An 18,881-nucleotide genomic window follows, 5' to 3' on the forward strand; every position below is an offset into this window, starting at 1 on the left:
GCGGCTGCTCCCGCGCCGGTGCGCGCTGCGGGGAGCTTTGATGAACGCACCTGTCGTCGCAGGGGACGTGATCGCCGAGAAGTACCGGGTCGACAGGATCTCGGGCAGCGGCGAGCTGGGGACGGTGGCCTTCGCGAGCCACCTCGTGCTTCCGCAGCGGGTCGCGATCGAGCTCCTGCTCGCCGACGGCAGCCCGGAGCGCGTGGAGCGCTCGCTCCGGGAGGCGCGCGCGGCGGTGGCGCTCAAGGGGGAGCACGTCGCGCGGGTGCTCGACGTCGGCCAGCTCGCCTCGGGGGTCGCGTACATCGTCACGGAGCACCTCGACGGGCAGGACCTCTCCGAGCTGCTGCGCGGCCGCGGCCGGATCGAGCTCTCGGAGGCCATCGATTGGGTGCTGCAGGCCTGCGTGGCTGTGGCCGAGGCGCACGCCGCGGGGATCGTGCACCGCGACCTCGAGCCGGCGCGCCTGTTCCTCGCGACGACCCCCGGCGGCGCGACGCTCCTCAAGGTGCTCGGCTTCGGCGCGTCCAGGGAGCTGCCCGGCGCGAGCGACGGCGGCGCGCCGGCGCGGACGCGGGAGGAGCTCGGCGCGCCGCTCTACATGTCGCCGGAGCGGATGCGATCCTCGGTCGCGGTCGATGCCCGCGCCGATGTCTGGTCGCTCGGCGCGATCCTGTACCGGCTCCTGACCGGGCGGCCGCCGTTCGAGGCGAGCTCGCTCGCCGATCTCGCGCCGCGCATCGCGAGCGCGGCGCCGGCGCTCCCGAGCGCGCTGCGGTCCGACATCCCCCCTGCCATCGACCGCGTGCTCCTCTGCTGCCTCGAGAAGGACCCCGCGCGGCGGCCCACGAGCGTGGCCGAGCTGGCGATCGCGCTCGCCCCTCACGCGTCGGCGGAGGGCCAGGATCACGTGGAGCGGGCCGCGCGGCTCCTCGGCGCGACGCTCCCGCCGCGCCCCCGCGCCTCGCTCCCGACGATCGGGCTCGGGCTCAGCGCGAGGCCCCGTCCGCCCGAGAGCGCCGGACCGAGCTCGGAGGCGGGCCCGGTGACCCAGCGGCACGGCGCGCACGGCGCGCAGGACACGGGGCGCAACAGGGCGCGCATCGCGCTGATCGCCGCCGTCGCGTCGCTGCTCGCGATCCTCGGCGTGGCCGCGACGCAGCTCAGGTGAGCCGGCGCCGGCCGAGCCGCCGCGGGCGCAGGAGCGCCGCCTCCGGCCCTCGCCGGAGGGGCATCGTCGCCGCGAGCGCGGCAGGCGTGGAGAAGCCGGAGAGCCGTCCTGTCTCCCACGGACGCGGTCGCGGATCCTCGCGGCTATGCCGAGAAAACGTGACATCCGCGTAGAGCGGCTGTCGTAGTATCCGCCGCATGCCGCATTCTCTCCCGCATTCCGGGGGCGGTCTCGCTCCGCCCGTGCGCATCGGCAAGGTCGCATTCCTCGGGTATGGCCGCTTCGGTGCGGCGCTCGGGTCGTTGCTCCACGATGCGGGGATCTCGGTGCGCGCGTTCGACCCTTCCGCGGAGATCCGCGGCGCCGCGCGGGCCGCCTCGCTCCCGGAGCTCGTGGACGGCGCGGATCTCGTCATCGTCGCCGTCCCGGTGCCGGCGGTGCGCGAGGCCCTCCTGTCGCTGCGGCCGCACCTTGCGCCGGGGCAGCTGGTGGCCGACGTGGGCAGCGTGAAGAGCGTGCCGGCGAGCGCCATGGCCGAGGTGCTCGGCGAAGGCCGGCCCTGGGTGGCGACGCACCCGCTGTTCGGCCCGGCGAGCCTCGCTCGCGGAGAGCGCCCGCTGCGCGTCGTCGTCTGCCCGAACCCTGCGCACCCGGACGCGGTGCGCCGCGTCATCGCGCTGTTCGAGCGGATCGGCTGTCAGGTGCTGGAGCAGGCGCCGGAGGAGCACGACCGCGTCATGGCCTTCACGCACGCGCTCGCGTTCTTCATCGCGAAGGGCATGATGGACGCGGGCGTGCCCGCCGGCGCGCCCTACGCGCCGCCCTCGTTTCAGGGCATCGCGCACACGATCGAGACGGTGCGCGTGGACGCGGGGCACCTGTTCGCCGCGCTGCACCGCGAGAACCCCTTCGCGGGCGAGGCGCGCCGCCGCCTCATCGACGCGCTCGTCGCCGTCGATCGGAGCCTCGACGTCCCGACCAAGGACGCCGCGCCCGAGGTCCTCGCCGCGCTCGCGATCCCCGATCTCGGCGCGCTCTCTCCCGAGCTCCGCGAGACGCGGGAGCTCATCGACGACCTGGATCTGGAGCTCGTCGGCCTGCTCGCGCGAAGGGCCGAGCTCGTCCAGCGCGCCGGGCGCGCCAAGGCCACGATCGGGGCGGCGGTCCGGGATCCGGTGCGCGAGGCGCGGCTGATGGAGTCGCGCCGCCGCTGCGCCGTCGAGCTCGGCCTCGACCCCGACGGCGTCGCCGAGGTCTTCGAGGTGATCCTCCGGCACTCGCGCTCGCTCCAGGAGCGGCGCTCCGCCGTCTAGCGCGCGGCGCAGGCGACGGGCTCCTCACCACCGAAACACGAGGCACACCGAGCGCGTCGAGCGGGTATCGACAGAGGGTCAGGAGAGCGTCGATGCATCGCTGTCCACGCCACTTGCGTCGGTTTTCTTCGTGTTCTCACCGATTCTCGCGCTGCTCTCATGGCCTCTTCGAGGGGGAGCCTCGGTGGCGCACGAATTCCTCTTTCCACCCTGGCGTGCTCCGGTGTAGGGTCTGCGTGCGGGGATCATGCACCGGCGTCAGGCGCCCCCTTGTGGATACTGCAGGCGAGACCTGGGTCGCAGGTAAGACAGCGCCTCGATTACGATACGAGCTCGTCGGCGCAGCGCAGCGCACGGGAGGGGCTGGATGGATCTGCGGAGCGGCCATGCCGGGCGGGTCGAGCGTTCCGGGGCTGAGCGTGGCCGGCGTGCGCTCCGCGCGCCGGCGCACCCGCGCAGGGCCGCCTCCGGGAAGGCCCTCCGGCGCCCGGGGGGCGCTCCGGCAGGCGGGCGGGCGCGCTCACCCTCCGCCGCGGGCGCGCGCTGCGTCCCTGCGGCGACGTGGTTTCCCCGAGCCTCCTCGCACGGAGCGCTGGAGCGGGCTGGAGCGGACGCGGCAGACGCCGCCCGAAAGCGGTGGACACCGCCCCATTCCTGAGGATGCTGCGAGGCTGGCCGCGGCGCTGACAACGGAGCAAGGGGGCAAGGAGACGCGGGATGAGGGCAGAAGTAGGCAGAGTCAACATCCTGATCGTTGACGACAGGCCTGAGCAGCTCCTCTCCCTGGAGGCAGTCCTCGCGCCGCTCGGCGAGAACATCGTCAAGGCGGCGTCCGGGAGGGAAGCGCTTCGCCATCTCCTTCAGGAGGAGTTCGCGGTCATCCTCCTCGACATCAAGATGCCTGAGATAGATGGGTTCGAGACGGCGACGCTCATCCGCAAGCGGCGGAGCACGCTGCACACGCCGATCATCTTCCTGACGGCGCACACCGAGCGCGTCTATGTCGAGCGCAGCTATTCGCTCGGGGCGGTCGATTACATCATGACCCCGTTCGCCCCCGAGGTCCTCCGCACCAAGGTGTCAGTCTTCGTCGATCTCTTCAAGAAGACACAGAAGATCAAGCTCCAGGCGGAGTCGCTGCGCGCGCACGCGGAGCAGCTCCAGCGGCTCAACCGCGCCGCGCTCACGATCAACTCGGCCCTGTCGCTCGACGCCATGGTCGCGGCGATCACGGAGGCGGCCCGCGACGTCGGCGGCGCCCATCAGGCGATGACCCTCGTGAAGCTGGAGCGGCCCGGTGAGCGGGCGCGGACCGCGGTGTCGCTCTCGGAGCGGTACACGACGTTCCAGAAGGAGGCGCCTCCCCCCATCGCCGGCAAGCTGTGCGCGCTCGTCTGCGCCAGGAACAGGCCTCTCCGGCTGACCCAGCGAGAGCTCTCGCTGCACCCGGAGTGGCTGGACAACGGCGGGCAGAGGCCGCCGCCGCGGGGGTACCTCGCGGCGCCCCTCACCGCCGCCGACGGCCAGAACATCGGGACCATCCAGCTCTCGGATCGGAACGACGGCGAGTTCTCCGACGACGACGAGACCGTCCTCGTGCAGCTCGCGCAGCTCGCTTCCATCGCCATCCAGAACTGCGTGCACGCCGAGGCGCGCGAGGCGAACCGCCTGAAGGACGAGTTCCTCGCCACGCTCTCCCACGAGCTGCGCAGCCCGCTGAACGCGATCCTCGGCTGGACGCACCTCCTGCGGTCCGAGCCGTTCGATGAGCAGCGGGTGTCCCACGGGCTCGAGGTGATCGAGCGCAACGTGGCCGCGCAGACGAAGCTCATCGAGGATCTCCTCGACGTCTCGCGGGTCACGACGGGCAAGCTGAGCATCAGCGCCGCGCCGATGGCGCTCGCGCCCGTCGTGGAGACCGCCATCGACGCGATCCGCCCCGCCGCCGAGGCAAAGGGCCTCACGATCGACGTCTCGCTCGACCTCGACATCGAGGTGAACGGCGACGCGGATCGGCTGCAGCAGGTCGTCTCGAACCTCACGTCCAACGCGCTCAAGTTCACGCGTCCCGGGGACCATATCCTCGTCTCCCTCCGGCGGGCCGGCGCGACGGCGGAGCTCACGGTGCGCGACACGGGGGAGGGGATCGCGCCGGATTTCCTCCCGCTCGTCTTCGAGCGCTTTCGCCAGGCCGACAGCACGAGCCGCAGGACGCACGCGGGCCTCGGCATCGGGCTGTCCCTTGTGCGCCAACTCGTCGAGATCCACGGCGGCTCGGTCGTTGCCGACAGCCCTGGGTTGCACAAGGGGTCCACGTTCGTGGTCCGGCTCCCGCTCCTCGGGGTCGAGCGCAGCTCGCTCCCGGCGCTCATGAGGGAGGGGAGGTCGCGCTCGCTCGCTTGCTCGGAGTCCGCGTCCAACCTCGGCGGGGTCCGCGTCCTGCTCGTCGAGGACGACGCGGACGCCAGGGAGCTCCTTCAGGAGGTGCTGTCGCAGCACCACGCCGAGGTGACGGCCGTGGCCTCGGCCCACGAGGCGCTCGCGGCGTTCTGCGCGGATCTCCCGCACGTGCTCGTGAGCGATATTGCCATGCCGGGCGAGGACGGCTACGAGCTCATCCGCGCCATCCGCCAGCGCCCGCCGCAGGCCGGCGGTGATCTGCCCGCGCTGGCCCTGACGGCCTATGCTCGCAAGGAAGACCAGAAGCGCGCGCTCGAAGCCGGCTTCCACATGCACGCCACGAAGCCGATCGAGCCCGCCGCCCTCGTTGCCGCCGTGGCCAGCCTCGCGGCCCGGGCCCGCGCAGGCGACCTCCCCTGCGCCCGGGAGCGAGGGTCGAGCGAGGAGATCAACCCGTGAAGATCGCGCGGAGACGACGGGCCGCGGGCGCTCCATAGCGGCGCGCCTCCGCGTTCTCTGCCGCTCGCACATCCAACCTGAGCTCGCCCGCTACCTTGCCCGACCCGCCGGCGATATCGGGTCTCTCCCCAGCGTGCCTGCGCTCATGAGCAGGGACGAGGACCATGGCCGATGAGCATTGGGCCTGAGACTTGCACTTCATGACGCGAACGTGTCCTCATGACCAGACCGGGAGCCGACCCATCGGGGGCCAGACGAGGCGCGTCCGCGCTGCAGTCGGGCTCTGTTCGCGTGTTGCGCGGCGCCGGCGCCGCTCCTCCAGGTCGCTCACGCGAGGAGGCTTTGGCTCATGGGGCCCTCACCTCTGGAGGTCAATCCGTTATGGCGGATGAGCTGTCAGGCACAGTCGCTCTTCACGCGTCATGTTCGCCCGCGCCGATGTAGGCGAATGTGCTTGACCGGTGGGCGCTCACGGGGGGGCACCCACATGCAACGATGATGCAGTGAGACAAAAAGCTTGCGTAATCCAGTATGGTGGCCTATCGTCCACCATAACGGAATCACCACGGAGTTGACACCGGCCCATCGAACGCAGCGTGCTCATAGCGCTTTTTAGGGCGCACATTTTGCGCGAATTTGCGTGGATTGAGTCGCTTGGCGGTGTGGAGCGGTGATCGGCGCGGGGTTCTGCCGAGTCATTCTTTGGGGGGGACAACCCAACGGAGAGAACGAACCATGAACGCTTCGAAGAGCATCTTTGCAAGCGCGCTGCTGCTAGGCGCGACCATGATGATGATCGGCGCCGGATGCGGCGATGACGGGGAGACCAACACCACCTCCTCCTCGACGACGACGAGCTCGGCGTCGGGCACGGGCGGCGAAGGCGGCGAAGGCGGCGCCGGCGGCGAGGGTGGCGCGGGCGAGGGCGGCGGCACCGGCGGCGAGGGTGGCGCGGGCGAGGGCGGCGGCACCGGCGGCGCGGGTGGCGAGGGTGGCGCGGGCGAGGGCGGCGGCACCGGCGGCGCGGGCGGCGCGGGCGGCGCCGGTGGCGCGGGCGGCGCGGGCGGCGCCTGAGACGAGCGCGTCGATAGCGGCCATCCCCCGCCGAGCCCGCGGTACGGCGGGCGGGGGATAGGCTGTGGAGCGCCACTCATCACCTCCCGTCCCCATGCGCCTTCGCGGCTGCATGGCTCGGTTGGCTTTGTTCGGCGCTCTATCGCGATGTGCAGGTTCGTGGGATGCTAGCTCGACCGTCAGGACAGCGCGTTAGGCGTGCGAACGTGCGCTGAAGCGAGCCGAACGACGCGGATGAGCCCGTAGCGCACGAAGTTGCGCCGCGCTGTAGGCTCGGGAATCACGGGCAGGCTGGGAGACGGCAGGTGCTTTGTGTCTTCCCTTCCGTCCCGTGGTGTCCCGAGCATTTTGATTTCAGAACATGTGCCTGTCAGCGCCGGCCTCGAGGGCTGTGTGCAGGACAGCGTCTGCGCTGCTGCCGCGCGCTCTACCGCGCTGCCACGTGTCTTTCGCGCTGTGGCGTATCTTGTTCGCACGACTGCGTTCCCCTTCGCGCTTGCACGCATCTCGGACGGAGCCATGGCGCGCGGACGCGCCCACGCTATGCATGTTTTGCGGCCCCTCTGGTGCCGGCGTCATGGATTTTCCAGAGGGGATGTCCCCTCCGCGATGGGAGCTTTGCCCACGGCGCCCCGCGAAGCCTCGCTGAAGCTCTCCCCTTCCTGGCGGGGAATCCTGTCGGGCGGGATGGACCCCGGACGCACCCCGCTGTAGCGGGGCTAGCGCGCCTCGTTGCAGCGCCGAAGCTCGCTCGTGGGGCTAGCGTCGCGGTTGCACGCGCGGAGCTCCTCGGTGAGGCGAGCGACCTCGTCGACGAGGGCCTCGTTGCAGCGACGGAGCTCGCGCGAGGTGCTCTGCGCGTCGCGGTGGCGCAACGCGTTGTGCACGGCCACCGCCGCCTGCGATGCGAGGAGGCCGCAGAGCTCGACCTGGCCGGCGCGGAACGCGCCAGCGGTCGCGCCGTTCTCCGCGTAGAGCACGCCGGTGAGGCGGCCCTGATGCGTCATGGCGAGGCACAGGATCGATCGAAGGCCGCCCTCGAGCAGGTAAGGGTCGTCCGCGAACCGCTCGTCCATGGCCGCGCTGGTGAGGGCGATCGGCTGCTGTGTCTGGGCGACGTGCTGGACGACGCTCGCGGCGAGATCGGCGGTGGACTCGAGCGGCGTCGCAGGTCCGAGGCGGACCCCTCCGCGGTCGCCGTCGAGCTCGGCCTCGATGGTCAGCGCGCCGTCGCGCGCGAGGAGCAGCACCGCGCGCTGCGCCCCCGCGCTCTCGCTCAGGGCCCGGAGGAGCCGCTCGAAGAGGCGCTCCAGGACGAGCTCCCCGCAGATCGCGCGCGAGACGCGGAGGAGGGCGAACGCGTCGAGCGACGTGGGGCGCTCCGTGCTCGCCGGGAGCGCGGACTCCGGCGGACGGCTCTGCTGCCCGACGAGCGCGGCGCGCGCCACGAGGTGCGGGTACTTTCGCGACAGCTGTCGCGCTTTGGCCTGCGCGCCCCACCGCAGATAGCCCTCGTGGGCGTCGGCCATGTAGACGTGGGCGATCCTCTCCCTGCCGCTCGCCAGGTGGAACTTCGCGCAGAGCTCGCTGGCGAGCGCCTCGTCCCGGACGAAACCGTTCACCTTCGCCGATTCGATCGCCTGATCGTAAAGCTTCATCGCCGCGAGCTCCTCGCCGGCGGCGCGCGCGGACTCCGCGCGGAGGAGGAGGTGCTTGTGACGGTAGTTGTCCGGGCACCGCTCGGCCCACTCCGAGAACCGATCCCGGTAGCTCGCCACCGAGACGGTGGTCAGCTGCCGGCCGCGCGCCAGCGCGGGCGAGAGCAGCGTCAGGCAGGTGTAGAAGAACACCTCGGTCGCGAGGTGATCGTCGACGCCGCCCTGCACCCTCGCCTCGGCCAGCGAGCCCATCCGCAGCGCCCCCTCGTAGTCCTCGTTGAGGAAGCAGATCTGCTGCCGCAGCGCGTAGTGGACGCGCGCGGCGGCGCCGTGCGCCGGCGCCGAGAGCTTCGCTTCATCCCCTGCGTCGTCGAGATCGCCGTGGCTGGGCGGGCGTGACGCGCCGGCGCGCGTCGCGTCCATCAGGTCGTCGAGCGCGCGGCGCACCCCGGTCAGCGCGAGGGCGGCGAGCTCCTCCCGCGCGCGCCGCACCAGCGAGAGGAACCCGTCGACCTCGGCCCGCACCGCCTCGCACTCGTCGCCGAGCCCGAATCGAACGAGCGCGGTGTGGACGCACGCCTGGGACAGGTAGGTGAGATCGCCCGTCCTGTGCCCCGCCTCGAGCGCGGCCTGGAAGAGATCGAGGCTGGAAAGCAGGTGATCGGTGAAGACGCTGACGTGGGCCCCGAGCACGACGCGCAGCCGGCAGGAGAGCTCGGGCTGTCTGGACCGCTCGTTCATCTCGAGCGCGAGCTGGCCGAGCTCGTAGGCCTCGTCGTAGCGGCGGAGCACCCGCGCGGCGACCCAGGCGTAGGCCATGAAGCCGTACGGGGAAACTCCGCCGTGGCCGCGCTCCAGCGACAGGTTGACCTGCCTGGCCGCGATGAACGTGCAGAGCGGCGGGTTCACCGTCGCGGCGGGGAGCATGAGGGCCATGAGGAGCCGGAGCGCCGCGCGGGTCCGGGCGTCCGACGCCTCGGGCTCGTCGAGCAGATCCTTGAGCCGGCGCGTGCCGAGCGCGGCGCGCGCGGCCGCGAGCTCGGCGTCTGCCGCCGCCTTCCGCCCCGGCCCGTCCTCGGGGAGGGGGACGCCGAGCATCGCGAGGGCCGTCTTTCCGAGCGCCACCGCCTCGTCGAGCCGGCCCTGGGTTGTGTACACGGCGATGCGCAGCTCATGCGCCCTGGCCCGCTCGAGATCCGAGCGCGCCTCCGCCGCGAGCACGTCGAGCAGCGCCTCCGCGCGATCGAGCCGGCCGCCGAGGTGCGCGCACTCGGCCGCCTCCGCGTGCAGCGAGAAGGCGATCTCGTGGTCTCGCTTGAAGCTCCCGTCTGGCAGCGCCGCGATCCCGGCCTCGAAGAGATCGGCGGCCGCCGGGGTCGCGCCCCGCTCCCTCGCCTTGCGGCCCGCGGCGAGGTTCATCGCGGCGAGCGCCGCCCGCTCGCGCGGCTCGACGATCAAGGGCGCGCCGAGGTTCAGGTGGTGCGCGGCCTCGAAGAGCGCCTCGTCCGAGCGCTCGCGCTGCGATCGCGCCTCGGCCATGCGCCCGAGGCGCAGGTGGACCGCGCGCCGCTCCGCGTCAGGGAGGGCGGCGTAGGCGTCGATGTCGACCTTCAGCACCTGCGCACGCGCGGTGCGCTCGTCAGCGGGCTTGCAGAGCAACTTCATCGCCATCTCCGAGGCGATCGCGGGGGGCACCGGCGGCGAGGGCGGGGCTGGCGCGGGGGGGCCGCGCAGTCGCGCCTTCGCTCGCAGGGAGCTCCGTCGTGATCGTAGATGGATAGGGGGTCATGGAGCGGCCGGCGCCCGCGGTCGCGGGCTCCTCCAGCGGGAATACGTCCGCCGGAGTCGTGTGACAGCATCCTACCTTAAGTGGGCGTGGGTGCGCTACGGTGGTAGGCGCCCGTCTTTCCGGTCTGCGCGCGCCGCCGGTCACCCGGGGGAGCCGGGGGAGGGCGGCCTCGGGGTCCGCGCGAGCGCCCCGCCCGCGGCTCGCGGCTCCCGGCTCCCGCCCCGGCGTCAGGGCCTTGCGCGCGAGCAACCCGCCCCATCGCCTGCGCCTCGCCGGGCCAGGCGGCGTTCAAGATGCCAGTCGCCCGCGCCTCGACGGCAGCGGCGAGCGACTCGGCCAGATCTCGACCATCGATGATCTGGATCCGGAACAGGCGGTGTCCAGGGCGAGAGATGCCCTATCCATCTCTGTCGACGCGCGCCTGCCAGTGCGTGAGTCGATCGAGCGCGCGACCGGGGTCGAATGGCCGGTGCGCCCCGGAGCGATGGTGTGAAGAGGACATGAAGCGGCGCTGAACGAACGCGTCCTCCTGCCCCGGATGAGCCCGCATCCAGCGAGAAAAGTTTGGATTTTTCAACTTCGCGAGAAGCTTGAAAGGCGCCGGCCATGGTCCGCATCCTGCAGTGTTTCCAGTGTGCCCGCGTCGAGGCGGGAGAGGAGATGCAGTATGTGGTCTGTCTTGAGAGCACGGAGCGCCCTCTGCGGCGCCATCTGCTGTGGCGCCGGGTGTATGTCCTCGGAAGCTGCGGACATTGTGGCGGAGGGCGAACCGGGAGGCGACAGCGGCGGTGCGGCGCGGGCGAACGCGGAGCACGCCTCGCCTCCCGGGATGTGCGAGATGGGGGCAGTCGGTCCCGGAGGCGTGTGTCTGGGTGCCGCGGTCGCACCCGGCGGGCGGTTGGCCGGCGCGGCCGGGCTCGGCGACGGCGAGCGGGCCGAGCGGGCGTGCCGGCAGAGATCGTTCAGCCGGCAGTATCCTGGCAAGGGCGCGACGCTGCGCGGCTTCACGATCGACGGCGCCGGCCGCGCGCTGCTCGCCGGCTCCTTCGAAGGGGAGCTGACCTTCGGCAGCACCCGGCTGCGGAGCGCGGGCGCGACGGACGCCTTCGTGGCCGAGCTCGACGCGTGCGGCGCTCCGCTCTGGAGCAAGCAGTTCGGCGACGGCACGGCGCAGAGCGCCATCGACGTGGCCGCGAGCGGCGGGGGTCAGTCGCTCGTGCTCGGCGATTTCTCCGGTACGGTCCGCTTCGGCGCCCACCGGCTCACGGCGGCGTCGCCCTCGGGCGCGGACCTGTTCCTCGCGAAGCTCGGCCCGCGCGGCGCGGCGAGCTGGGCGGCGCAGATCTCCGCGGAGGAGGACGCGATCCTGAGCGGTACGGCGCTCGCCGCCGATGGCCGCGGCGGCGCGCTCGTGCTCGGCAGGCTGGAGGGGGCCGCGAAGGTCGCCGGCGCGCGGATCGAGCGGCGGGCCATCGGCGCCTTCGTCGTCCGGCTCGACGCGTCGGGTCGCTTCGCGTGGGTCAGCCTGCCGCCGAGCGGCTCCGACAGCGACGAGATCGGCATCGAGGTCGATCGCGACGGGAACGTGATCCTCGCGAGCCAGGACGGGCGGGGCACGGCGACGTTCGTGACCAAGCTGGACCGGAACGGAGAGCTCGTGTGGCACAAGCGGTTCCGTGGCTCGTCGGATCAGCTCGAGGAGGCGTACGACCTCGCCGTGGATCCAGAAGGCGCCGCGCTGCTCTCCGGCAGCGGCGTCTTCGGCGAGCCCGATCTGCCGGGCGGCCCGCGGCCGTTCGTCGCCAAGATCGGCCCGGATGGCCGTGTGATCTGGGTGAAGCGCTTCGACGCGCGGAGCCCCCGCCGCATCACGGCGAGCGGCGAGCGCGTGGTGCTTGCCGGCGATGCGCTGTGCGAGTCCGCGGATGAGCCGGCGTCGTGCAGCGCGTGGGCGGCCGGGCTCAGCTCCAGCGGAGAGGAGCAGTGGACCCGGCGCATCGGCGCCGACGTCCACGTCTCCGGGCTGGAGATGGACCCGTGGGAGAGCCCGATGCTGGCCGGGTCCTTCCAGGGCACGATGGCGCTCGGGGGCGAACGCCTCTCCAGCGACCAGGGCGCGCTCTTCCTGACCCGCTTGCCGGACCCGGGCTGACAGCGCGGGGGCGCTCGGGTTCTCCCGGAGAGATCGCCTGGAAAGCGCCCGGCGCCGGCAGACGGCGCGGCGCGGGCCCGGCTCACACGCCGAGCGCGCGGCGGACGGCGGCGACGATCTCCTCGGGGGTGCCGCCGACGTCGACGCGGATCGCGTCCTCGGGCGGCTCCAGCGCGGCGAGCTGCGTCGACAGGAGGCCGGGGGGCATGAAGTGATCCTTGCGCGCCGAGAGGCGCGCGGCGATCAGCGCTGGATCGCCGGTCAGGTGCACGAGGCGCATCCGCGCGGGGTCGACGAGCAGCTGCGCGCGGTGCGCCGCCTTGAGCGCCGAGCAGGCGATCACGGCGCCGCGCCCCTCGCCGAGGAGCTGGCGGATGCGCGCGGTGAGCGCCGCGATCCACGGCGCGCGATCCCGATCGTCGAGCGGCTTGCCGGCGCGCATCTTCTCGATGTTGGCGGCGGGGTGGAAGTCGTCGGCGTCGACGAGCTCCCATCCGAGCTCGCGCGCAAGGCGCGCCCCGACGGTCGTCTTCCCGGCGCCGCTCACGCCCATCACGAGCACGATCACGGGCGCCGCGCCTCTCCGAGGGCTGTATCTCGCGCTCTTCGCATGGTGGGAGCCATCCTATCATGGGCGGTTCGGCACGCCCCCTGCTGCGCCGGGCGCATGCGTAGGCCTCCGATCCCTGTGGTCCTGTTGCCATTTTCCCTGCTCTGCGCCGGTTGCTCCTCTGCCGGCGCCGAGCCGGAGCGGCGGCCCTCGCCGTCCGGGTGCGCCGATCCGGGCACCGCGGGCTGCGTCGTCGCCTCGGACAGGCAACGGGCCCGCGCGCCTCGGGTGCCGGAGGCCGACGCCAGGGAGCTCGCCCTCGGCAACACGGCGTTCGCGCTCGAGCTCTACCGCCGGATCGGCGCCGCGCCGGGCAACCTCTTCTGTTCGCCGTACAGCGTGTCGAGCGCGCTGGCGATGACAACCGCCGGCGCGCGCGGGGAAACGGCGGAGCAGATGGCGCGCGCGCTGCGCTTCACGCTGCCGCAAGCGCGGCTCCACCCGGCCTTCAACGCGCTCGACCTCGCGCTCGCGCGCCGCGGCGAGGGCGCCGAGGGGCAGGACGGCAAGGGGTTCCGGCTCCACGTGGCCAACGCGATCTGGGGGCAGGTCGGCTCCGCGTTCGTGCCGTCGTTCCTCGACGTGCTGGCGGAGAGCTACGGGGCCGGGCTGCACGTCGTCGACTTCGTGAAGGCGCCCGACGAGGCGCGGAAGATCATCAATGGCTGGGTGGCCGAGCGCACCGAGGACCGCATCAAGGACATCCTGCCTGAAGGCGCCCTCGGGCCCTCGACCCGGCTCGTGCTGACGAACGCCATCTACTTCAACGCTGCCTGGCAGTTTCCGTTCGAGGAGGAGGAGACGACTCCGGGGAGCTTCACGCTGGCGGACGGCTCCACGGTGTCCGTTCCGATGATGACCAACCACGCGCAGGTCCGTTATGGCGAGGGCGACGGCTACGAGGCGCTGGAGCTGCCCTACGACGGCGGCGAGCTGTCGATGGTGCTCGTGCTGCCGTCGGAGCTCGGGGGCTTCGAGGCGGGGCTCGATCGGGAGCGGCTGGAGGGCGTCCTCGCCTCCCTCGGGTCGCGGAGCGTCACGATGGCGCTGCCGCGGTTCAAGATCGCCTCGACCCTGGATCTCGCCCCGCCGCTCGAGGATCTGGGGATGCCCGCCGCCTTCTCCAATCGCGCGGATTTCTCGGGGATCGACGGCCAGGGCGGCCTCTTCATCACCGATGTGCTCCACGAAGCGTTCGTCTCCGTGAACGAGGCGGGCACCGAGGCGGCGGCGGCGACGGCGGTGGTGATCCGCGAGACGTCGGCGCCCGAGCCCGCCACCATCCGCTTCGATCGCCCGTTCCTCTTCGTCATCCGCGATCGCGCGACGAGCGCGATCCTGTTCGTCGGCCGCGTGGCCGACCCGTCCAGGTAAGAGCGCCGGGTCCGGACGAGCGAGGCATCCTGCGACAGGCGTTGCATCCTGTCCTATGGCGCCGCGTACCCGCCTCTATTGAGGAGGGCGCGCGCCCTCCTCAATAGAGGCGGGGGACGAGCCGCGCGGACGTCCGGCGCGCGTAGTCGTCGTATTCCGGAAAGGTGTCGCGCAGCACGCGCTCCTCGTATCCCATGCGGATGACCTGCAGGATCATCTCGACCGTGTAGATCAGGACAGCGGCGATGGACGGATAGATCAAGATGATCCCCGTCCCCTGGATCAGGGTGGCGAGATAGACCGGGTGGCGCACGAGCCGGTAGGGGCCATTGGTGATGAGGCGTCGCGCCTCGGGCATGACGCTGAACGACTTGCCCAGCCACCCGATGCTGACCACGGCGAGCGCCATTCCACCGATGATGAACAGCGTGCCAACCACCTGACGGCCGGGCATCGGCGGGGCCTTGGGCAGCCACGCGATGCTCGCCGGCAGCAGGCCGGCGGCGAGCGCGGTGATGCGAGGTACGATGCCGCTCAGCTTGCGTACAGGGCGGAGGCGAACGAGCGTGAACGCCGCGACGAGCAGCAGGTAGGCCTCGGTGGCCGCGAGCGAGGCCACCGTCGTCCCGTACGTGAGCCCCCTGGGCCCGCTCCAGAGAAACAGGTGAGCATAGAGTTCGCGCCCGACGAACAGGGCGTTATAGAGCATGAGGACGGCGAGCGGCAGCCGCATCGCGAGGTCGTAGAGCACCGCGCCATTCATTGTATCCCCCCTTACTTCGCATCGTGAGAGGGGGCGCGAGCGAGGTCAAGCCAGCGGGGCTTTCGCCGCGTCGGATCCATCATCCATCCACCGCGGGCGCAGCGCGCTTCGACGGCGGCGGGGCCGCGGGACGATCGAGGTCTGTCGGAGACAGCGCCTGCGGGGGAGAAGGAGAGTTCAGCCGTATCGGAGCTTGAGGAGGAACACGGCGCCCGAGAGCACGAGGGTGACCGCGTTCGCGACGACGATGGGCACGTCCTGCGTGAGCAGGCCGTAAACGAGCCACAGGCCCACGCCGGTGACGAACGCCGCGTACATGCCGACGGAGATCGAGCGTGTGTCGCGCGTGCGCAGGGTGCGCAGCACCTGTGGAAGAAAGGAGATCGTGGTGAGGGTCGCCGCGACGAGCCCGAGCGTGGTCACTGCTGCTGGCGTCATCTGTTCTGTCGTATCCCTTCGGTTCGCCCGAGGTGCATAGGGGAGGCGTATCCGGAGAGACAGGGAGATAGGGATGTTTTGTCGACGCCTCCACGCTTCCACGTGGCGCGGCGTCCACCTTCGGGACTGCCGCGGCGCTCAGCTGGTCCGCCCGCCTGGGCGCTCACACCGCCTCGACCATCCTCTCCACCGCATCGCTGATCTCCCGCTCGTCCAGCGCCGCGAACCCGAGCCGCAGGAAGGGGCGCTTCTTGCCGTCGAACGCGAACCGCCGCCCCGCGGAGAACGCCACCTTTCGCGCGAGCGCGCGCTCGGCCCAGGCGTCCGCGTCGATCGCGGCGTCCACCTTGGCCCACAGGGCCATACCGCCGGCTGGCACGGCGAAGTCGAGCGCGTCGGGGAGCCGCGCGCGCAGCGACGCGACGAGCAGATCGCGCCGCGCCCGGTAGGCGCGGCGCGCGCGCTGCGCGTGGCGCTGCACCTCGCCGTCCTCGAGGAGCTCGGCGACGGCGCGCTCCACGGCGTGGTCGCCCTGCCGGTCGACGAAGGTGCGATGGAGGGAGAGGCGCTCGATCAGCGGTCCGGGGGCGACCACGAAGCCGATCCGGAGCCCGGGGGCGAGGATCTTGGACAGGGTGCCGATGTAGACGACGACGCCGGCCGTGTCCGCGCTGGCGAGCGGCAGCACCGGGCGGCCGTCGTAGTGGAACTCGTGATCGTAGTCGTCCTCGAGGAGCGCGATCCGGCGGGCCCGGCAGAGCTCGAGGAGCGCGATGCGCCTGCCGGGCGCGAGCACCGCGGTCGTGGGGTACTGGTGGTGCGGGGTGACGTAGACGGCGCGCAGGCGCTCCCGCTCGGCGAGCTCCGAGAGCGCGTCGACGGAGAGGCCCGCGGCGTCGACCGGCAGCGGGAGGAGCCGCGCGCCGGCGAGGCGGAGCGCCTCCCACGCGGGGCGGTAACCGTAGGACTCGACGGCGACCGCGTCGCCCGGCGCGATCAGGGCGCGGGCGACGAGGTCGAGCGCCATCTGGCTGCCGCGCGTGACGAGGACCGACTCCGGCCCTGCGGCGAGGCCGCGCACCGCCGAGAGCATCGCGGCGAGGGCGGCGCGGAGGCGCTCGTCGCCGCGCGGATCGGCGTAGTCGAGCAGCTGCTTCGACCCGGCGTGCAGCGCGCGGCGGTAGGCGCGCGCGAGCGCCGCGGTCGGGACGAGGCGCATGTCGGGGAGGCCGCCGCTCATGCGGAGCGTGCCGGGCGGGATGATGGGCACGTGCCGGAGCGAGGTCGCGCCGAGATCGAAGCCGAGCCGCGCCGGCACCTCCGCCCGCGCGGCCGCGCGCCGGGCGAAGCCGCGGGGCGCCGGCGCCGGCAGCTCCGCCGAGACGAAGGTGCCGCGCGCGGCGCTGGCCTCGATCCAGCCCTCGGCGGCGAGCTCGCGGTACGCGGCGAGGACGGTGTTGCGATGGACCGACAGGGACCGCGCGAGCGCGCGGCTGCCCGGCAGCTCGGCGCCGGCGCGGAGCCGGCCGCGGCGGATGTCGTCGGCGAGGGCGCGCGCGATCTGAAGGAAGATCGGCTGCTGTGCGGCGGGATCGACCGCGAGGGCGAGCTCCCAGGGCATGCCAGCTGGTCTAGCAGAAATCGGCGAACCGGATCTTTCGAGAGTACCAGGTGCGCGCCAACCTCGGTCCATGCGCAGGGAGATTTTTCGCATGGAGAGGGCGGAGGCCGAGGCGCTCCTCGGGCTCGCGGAGGTGATCCACCTGGCGTCGACGACGGCCGAGGGCGAGCCGGTGCTGAGGACGGTGCACGGCGTCGTGGTCCGGGGCGCGATCGCGTTCCACGGCGCGCCCGTGGGCGAGAAGATCGAGGCCGTCGGCCGGCCCGCGGTGGTGTCGTGCGAGCAGGTCGTCGCGTCGATCCCGAGCTACTTCACCGATCCGGAGCGGGCGTGCCCGGCGACGACGCTCTACCGGAGCGCGCAGGTCCACGGGGTGATCGAGCGCGTGGACGATCCGGATCACAAGGCCGAGGTGCTGGAGGCGCTGATGCAGAAGTACCAGCCCGAGGGCGGGTACACGCCGCTCGACGCGTCGAGCCCGCTCTACCGCAAGGCGATCGCTGGGATCCTCGTGCTCGCGGTCCCGCTGTCGCGGCTCGACGGCAAGGCGAAGCTCGCGCAGAACCGGACGCCCGAGGAGCGGGCGCGGATCCTCACGAAGCTCTGGGAGCGGGGTGCGCCGGGCGATGCCGCGGCGATCGAGCTGCTCCGCGGCGCTTGCCTGGACACGCCGGTGCCCGAGTTCCTGCAGGCGCCGGCGGGCTGCGTGCTCGCGTGCGCGCTGGGCCCGCGCGACGTGGCGGCGACCGTCGATCTGCTGGAGGGCGGCTACTGGAACCAGGGCGTGTCGCGCGAGGCGATCGCGCGGGCGCTGCTCGGCTCGTCGGCGTGGGTGGGCGCGCGCGACGCGGCGGGCCGGCTCGTGGCGACGGCGCGGGCGATCAGCGACGGGAGCAGGCGCGCGTGGATGTACGACGTGATGGTCGCGCCCTCGCTGCGGGGCCGCGGCGTGGGCGAGGCGGTGGTGCGGCTGCTGCTCGGGCACCCCGCGGTCCGCGGCGCGAGCCACGTCCACCTGGGCACCCAGGACGCGCACACGTTCTACGCGCGGTTCGGTTTCCGTGACCGCGCGGCGCTGCCGCCGCGGCCGTTCACGTCGACGGAGATGCAGCTCGTCCGCGCGTGAAGCGGCGCTCGGGCGCCCGACGGGGCCGCGCGGCTACGCGGCGACGCGCCGCGCCCTGCCAGGTGGAGGCAGCCAGCGCAGCATCGCGCGACCTCGCGTGCACGTACGCAGACGGCACGGTGCACGGCCTGACGCTCACCATTTCCAATCTGCACATCGTCGGTGCCATTCCGGCGAGCGGTCCCGTGTTCCTTCGGGCGGCGCGATATGAGGAGTTCGGCGAGGTCTATCAGTGGTTCGAGGTGCGCGCCGGCTCCGATGTCACGGGCGCGCTGCTCGCGGGAGGCGCTCGCGCTTCGAGCTGGACCCCTGATGGCTATTTCACACCGATCGCGATGTTGCCGGCCGCCGAAGAAGGATGTCCCGTGGAAATCCGACGTGAATGCCTGAGCAGCCGCAGATCCCGGATCCAGTTCTGGGTCGACCATGTGCCCGGCGCCTCGATTCTCGACGGGCACGAAGGTGATATCGACGCGAGCGGGGCATACCGCGCGATCGTGGGCACGAGCGTGGACAACCACATGAGCGAAAATGACGCCTGCCACCCAAGCGACGATCCGAGCTACGCTGATGAGTGGCGTGTCTTGATTGGCGCAAAAGCGATCGATGGCCCCTAGAACTTCGCCTCGAGCGCGCGGCCACGCCACCGACGCGACCGCCGAGGCGTCGGTCGGCTACCGTCGCGCCCTCGCCGGCGATCCCTCGATCGGCGATCAGCGCGCGGAGGCCCGGGGCACCAGCTCCCCACCTTGCGCTCGCGTGGATTCCGGGCGAAGCGCAGCCGAGCCAGCCGCGAGCGTTGCGGAAAGGCAGAGGACCCAGCGCGCCACAGTGGATTCGAACCACTGGCCTTCGGCTCCGGAGGCCGACGCTCTATCCAGCTGAGCTAGTGGCGCACTCTCGCGGGTTTCGCGAGGGGCCCCGAACCTACCC

The 18,881-nt window shown here is 72.2% G+C and carries 14 protein-coding genes and 1 tRNA gene; 9 read left to right on the forward strand and 6 right to left on the reverse strand.

Annotated features, from left to right (window positions below; translation table 11 throughout):
- The first annotated feature begins 40 nt into the window (after nt 1–40).
- The 4 genes from WMF39_RS06810 (at nt 41) to WMF39_RS06825 (ending at nt 6,417) form a co-directional block, all read left to right on the forward strand.
- Entirely contained in the window at nt 41–1,171 is a 1,131-nt protein-coding gene (locus WMF39_RS06810; RefSeq protein ID WP_437744730.1) for a serine/threonine-protein kinase, read from the forward strand.
- 197 nt (nt 1,172–1,368) lie between these two features.
- A complete protein-coding gene (locus WMF39_RS06815; RefSeq protein WP_437744731.1) occupies nt 1,369–2,484 on the forward strand; it encodes a prephenate dehydrogenase/arogenate dehydrogenase family protein in 1,116 nt (371 codons plus the stop codon).
- A 717-nt stretch (nt 2,485–3,201) separates the two neighbouring features.
- The gene (locus WMF39_RS06820; RefSeq protein WP_437744732.1) at nt 3,202–5,343 is read left to right on the forward strand and encodes a response regulator; all 2,142 of its coding nucleotides are present in this window, start codon (nt 3,202–3,204) and stop codon (nt 5,341–5,343) included.
- Between the two features lie 735 nt (nt 5,344–6,078).
- Nucleotides 6,079–6,417, forward strand: a complete 339-nt coding sequence (locus WMF39_RS06825; protein WP_437744733.1) for a hypothetical protein — start codon at nt 6,079–6,081, stop codon at nt 6,415–6,417.
- Between the two features lie 719 nt (nt 6,418–7,136).
- Here WMF39_RS06825 and WMF39_RS06830 read toward each other — a convergent pair.
- Nucleotides 7,137–9,740 carry a GAF domain-containing protein gene (locus WMF39_RS06830; RefSeq protein WP_437744734.1) on the reverse strand — a complete coding sequence of 868 codons (2,604 nt, stop codon included), beginning with the start codon at nt 9,738–9,740 and terminating at the stop codon, nt 7,137–7,139.
- Nucleotides 9,741–10,099: 359 nt separating this feature from the next.
- Here WMF39_RS06830 and WMF39_RS06835 point away from each other — a divergent pair, with 359 nt between their 5' ends.
- Both WMF39_RS06835 and WMF39_RS06840 read left to right on the forward strand, forming a co-directional pair.
- The gene (locus WMF39_RS06835; protein WP_437744735.1) at nt 10,100–10,357 is read left to right on the forward strand and encodes a hypothetical protein; all 258 of its coding nucleotides are present in this window, start codon (nt 10,100–10,102) and stop codon (nt 10,355–10,357) included.
- Between the two features lie 345 nt (nt 10,358–10,702).
- Complete coding sequence (locus WMF39_RS06840) at nt 10,703–12,016, forward strand: hypothetical protein (protein WP_437744736.1); 1,314 nt, start codon at nt 10,703–10,705, stop codon at nt 12,014–12,016.
- 82 nt (nt 12,017–12,098) lie between these two features.
- On the opposite strand, the gene WMF39_RS06845 is transcribed toward WMF39_RS06840, so the two are convergent.
- Nucleotides 12,099–12,584, reverse strand: a complete 486-nt coding sequence (locus tag WMF39_RS06845; RefSeq protein ID WP_437744737.1) for a gluconokinase — start codon at nt 12,582–12,584, stop codon at nt 12,099–12,101.
- A 120-nt stretch (nt 12,585–12,704) separates the two neighbouring features.
- Between WMF39_RS06845 and WMF39_RS06850 the strand changes: the two genes are divergently transcribed.
- Entirely contained in the window at nt 12,705–14,000 is a 1,296-nt protein-coding gene (locus tag WMF39_RS06850; RefSeq protein WP_437744738.1) for a serpin family protein, read from the forward strand.
- A gap of 100 nt (nt 14,001–14,100) precedes the next feature.
- On the opposite strand, the gene WMF39_RS06855 is transcribed toward WMF39_RS06850, so the two are convergent.
- The 3 genes from WMF39_RS06855 to WMF39_RS06865 all read right to left on the reverse strand — a co-directional run bounded on the left by WMF39_RS06855 (nt 14,101) and on the right by WMF39_RS06865 (nt 16,822).
- Nucleotides 14,101–14,763 (reverse strand): methyltransferase family protein, encoded by a 663-nt coding sequence (locus WMF39_RS06855; RefSeq protein WP_437744739.1) that lies wholly within the window; start codon nt 14,761–14,763, stop codon nt 14,101–14,103.
- 177 nt (nt 14,764–14,940) lie between these two features.
- On the reverse strand, nt 14,941–15,201 hold the full coding sequence (locus WMF39_RS06860; RefSeq protein ID WP_437744740.1) for a SemiSWEET transporter: 261 nt from the start codon (nt 15,199–15,201) through the stop codon (nt 14,941–14,943).
- Nucleotides 15,202–15,364: 163 nt separating this feature from the next.
- Nucleotides 15,365–16,822, reverse strand: a complete 1,458-nt coding sequence (locus WMF39_RS06865) for a PLP-dependent aminotransferase family protein (protein ID WP_437744741.1) — start codon at nt 16,820–16,822, stop codon at nt 15,365–15,367.
- A 91-nt stretch (nt 16,823–16,913) separates the two neighbouring features.
- Here WMF39_RS06865 and WMF39_RS06870 point away from each other — a divergent pair, with 91 nt between their 5' ends.
- Both WMF39_RS06870 and WMF39_RS06875 read left to right on the forward strand, forming a co-directional pair.
- A complete protein-coding gene (locus WMF39_RS06870; protein WP_437744742.1) occupies nt 16,914–17,948 on the forward strand; it encodes a GNAT family N-acetyltransferase in 1,035 nt (344 codons plus the stop codon).
- A gap of 119 nt (nt 17,949–18,067) precedes the next feature.
- Entirely contained in the window at nt 18,068–18,565 is a 498-nt protein-coding gene (locus WMF39_RS06875; RefSeq protein ID WP_437744743.1) for a hypothetical protein, read from the forward strand.
- 205 nt (nt 18,566–18,770) lie between these two features.
- Here WMF39_RS06875 and WMF39_RS06880 read toward each other — a convergent pair.
- Nucleotides 18,771–18,844, reverse strand: a tRNA-Arg gene (locus WMF39_RS06880).
- Nucleotides 18,845–18,881: the final 37 nt, after the last annotated feature.

Origin of the sequence: Sorangium sp. So ce1504 (genome assembly GCF_051521635.1) — a bacterium.
GTDB lineage: Bacteria > Myxococcota_A > Polyangia > Polyangiales > Polyangiaceae > Sorangium > Sorangium cellulosum_B.

Excerpts from the sequence above, each read along its gene's own strand:
- WMF39_RS06840 (WP_437744736.1), top strand. The coding sequence starts at position 10,703 with ATGGGGGCAGTCGGTCCCGGAGGCGTGTGTCTGGGTGCCGCGGTCGCA.
- WMF39_RS06860 (WP_437744740.1), bottom strand. The coding sequence starts at position 15,201 with ATGACGCCAGCAGCAGTGACCACGCTCGGGCTCGTCGCGGCGACCCTC.
- WMF39_RS06810 (WP_437744730.1), top strand. The coding sequence starts at position 41 with ATGAACGCACCTGTCGTCGCAGGGGACGTGATCGCCGAGAAGTACCGG.
- WMF39_RS06825 (WP_437744733.1), top strand. The coding sequence starts at position 6,079 with ATGAACGCTTCGAAGAGCATCTTTGCAAGCGCGCTGCTGCTAGGCGCG.
- WMF39_RS06865 (WP_437744741.1), bottom strand. The coding sequence starts at position 16,822 with ATGCCCTGGGAGCTCGCCCTCGCGGTCGATCCCGCCGCACAGCAGCCG.
- WMF39_RS06855 (WP_437744739.1), bottom strand. The coding sequence starts at position 14,763 with ATGAATGGCGCGGTGCTCTACGACCTCGCGATGCGGCTGCCGCTCGCC.
- WMF39_RS06830 (WP_437744734.1), bottom strand. The coding sequence starts at position 9,740 with ATGAAGTTGCTCTGCAAGCCCGCTGACGAGCGCACCGCGCGTGCGCAG.
- WMF39_RS06820 (WP_437744732.1), top strand. The coding sequence starts at position 3,202 with ATGAGGGCAGAAGTAGGCAGAGTCAACATCCTGATCGTTGACGACAGG.
- WMF39_RS06815 (WP_437744731.1), top strand. The coding sequence starts at position 1,369 with ATGCCGCATTCTCTCCCGCATTCCGGGGGCGGTCTCGCTCCGCCCGTG.
- WMF39_RS06870 (WP_437744742.1), top strand. The coding sequence starts at position 16,914 with ATGGAGAGGGCGGAGGCCGAGGCGCTCCTCGGGCTCGCGGAGGTGATC.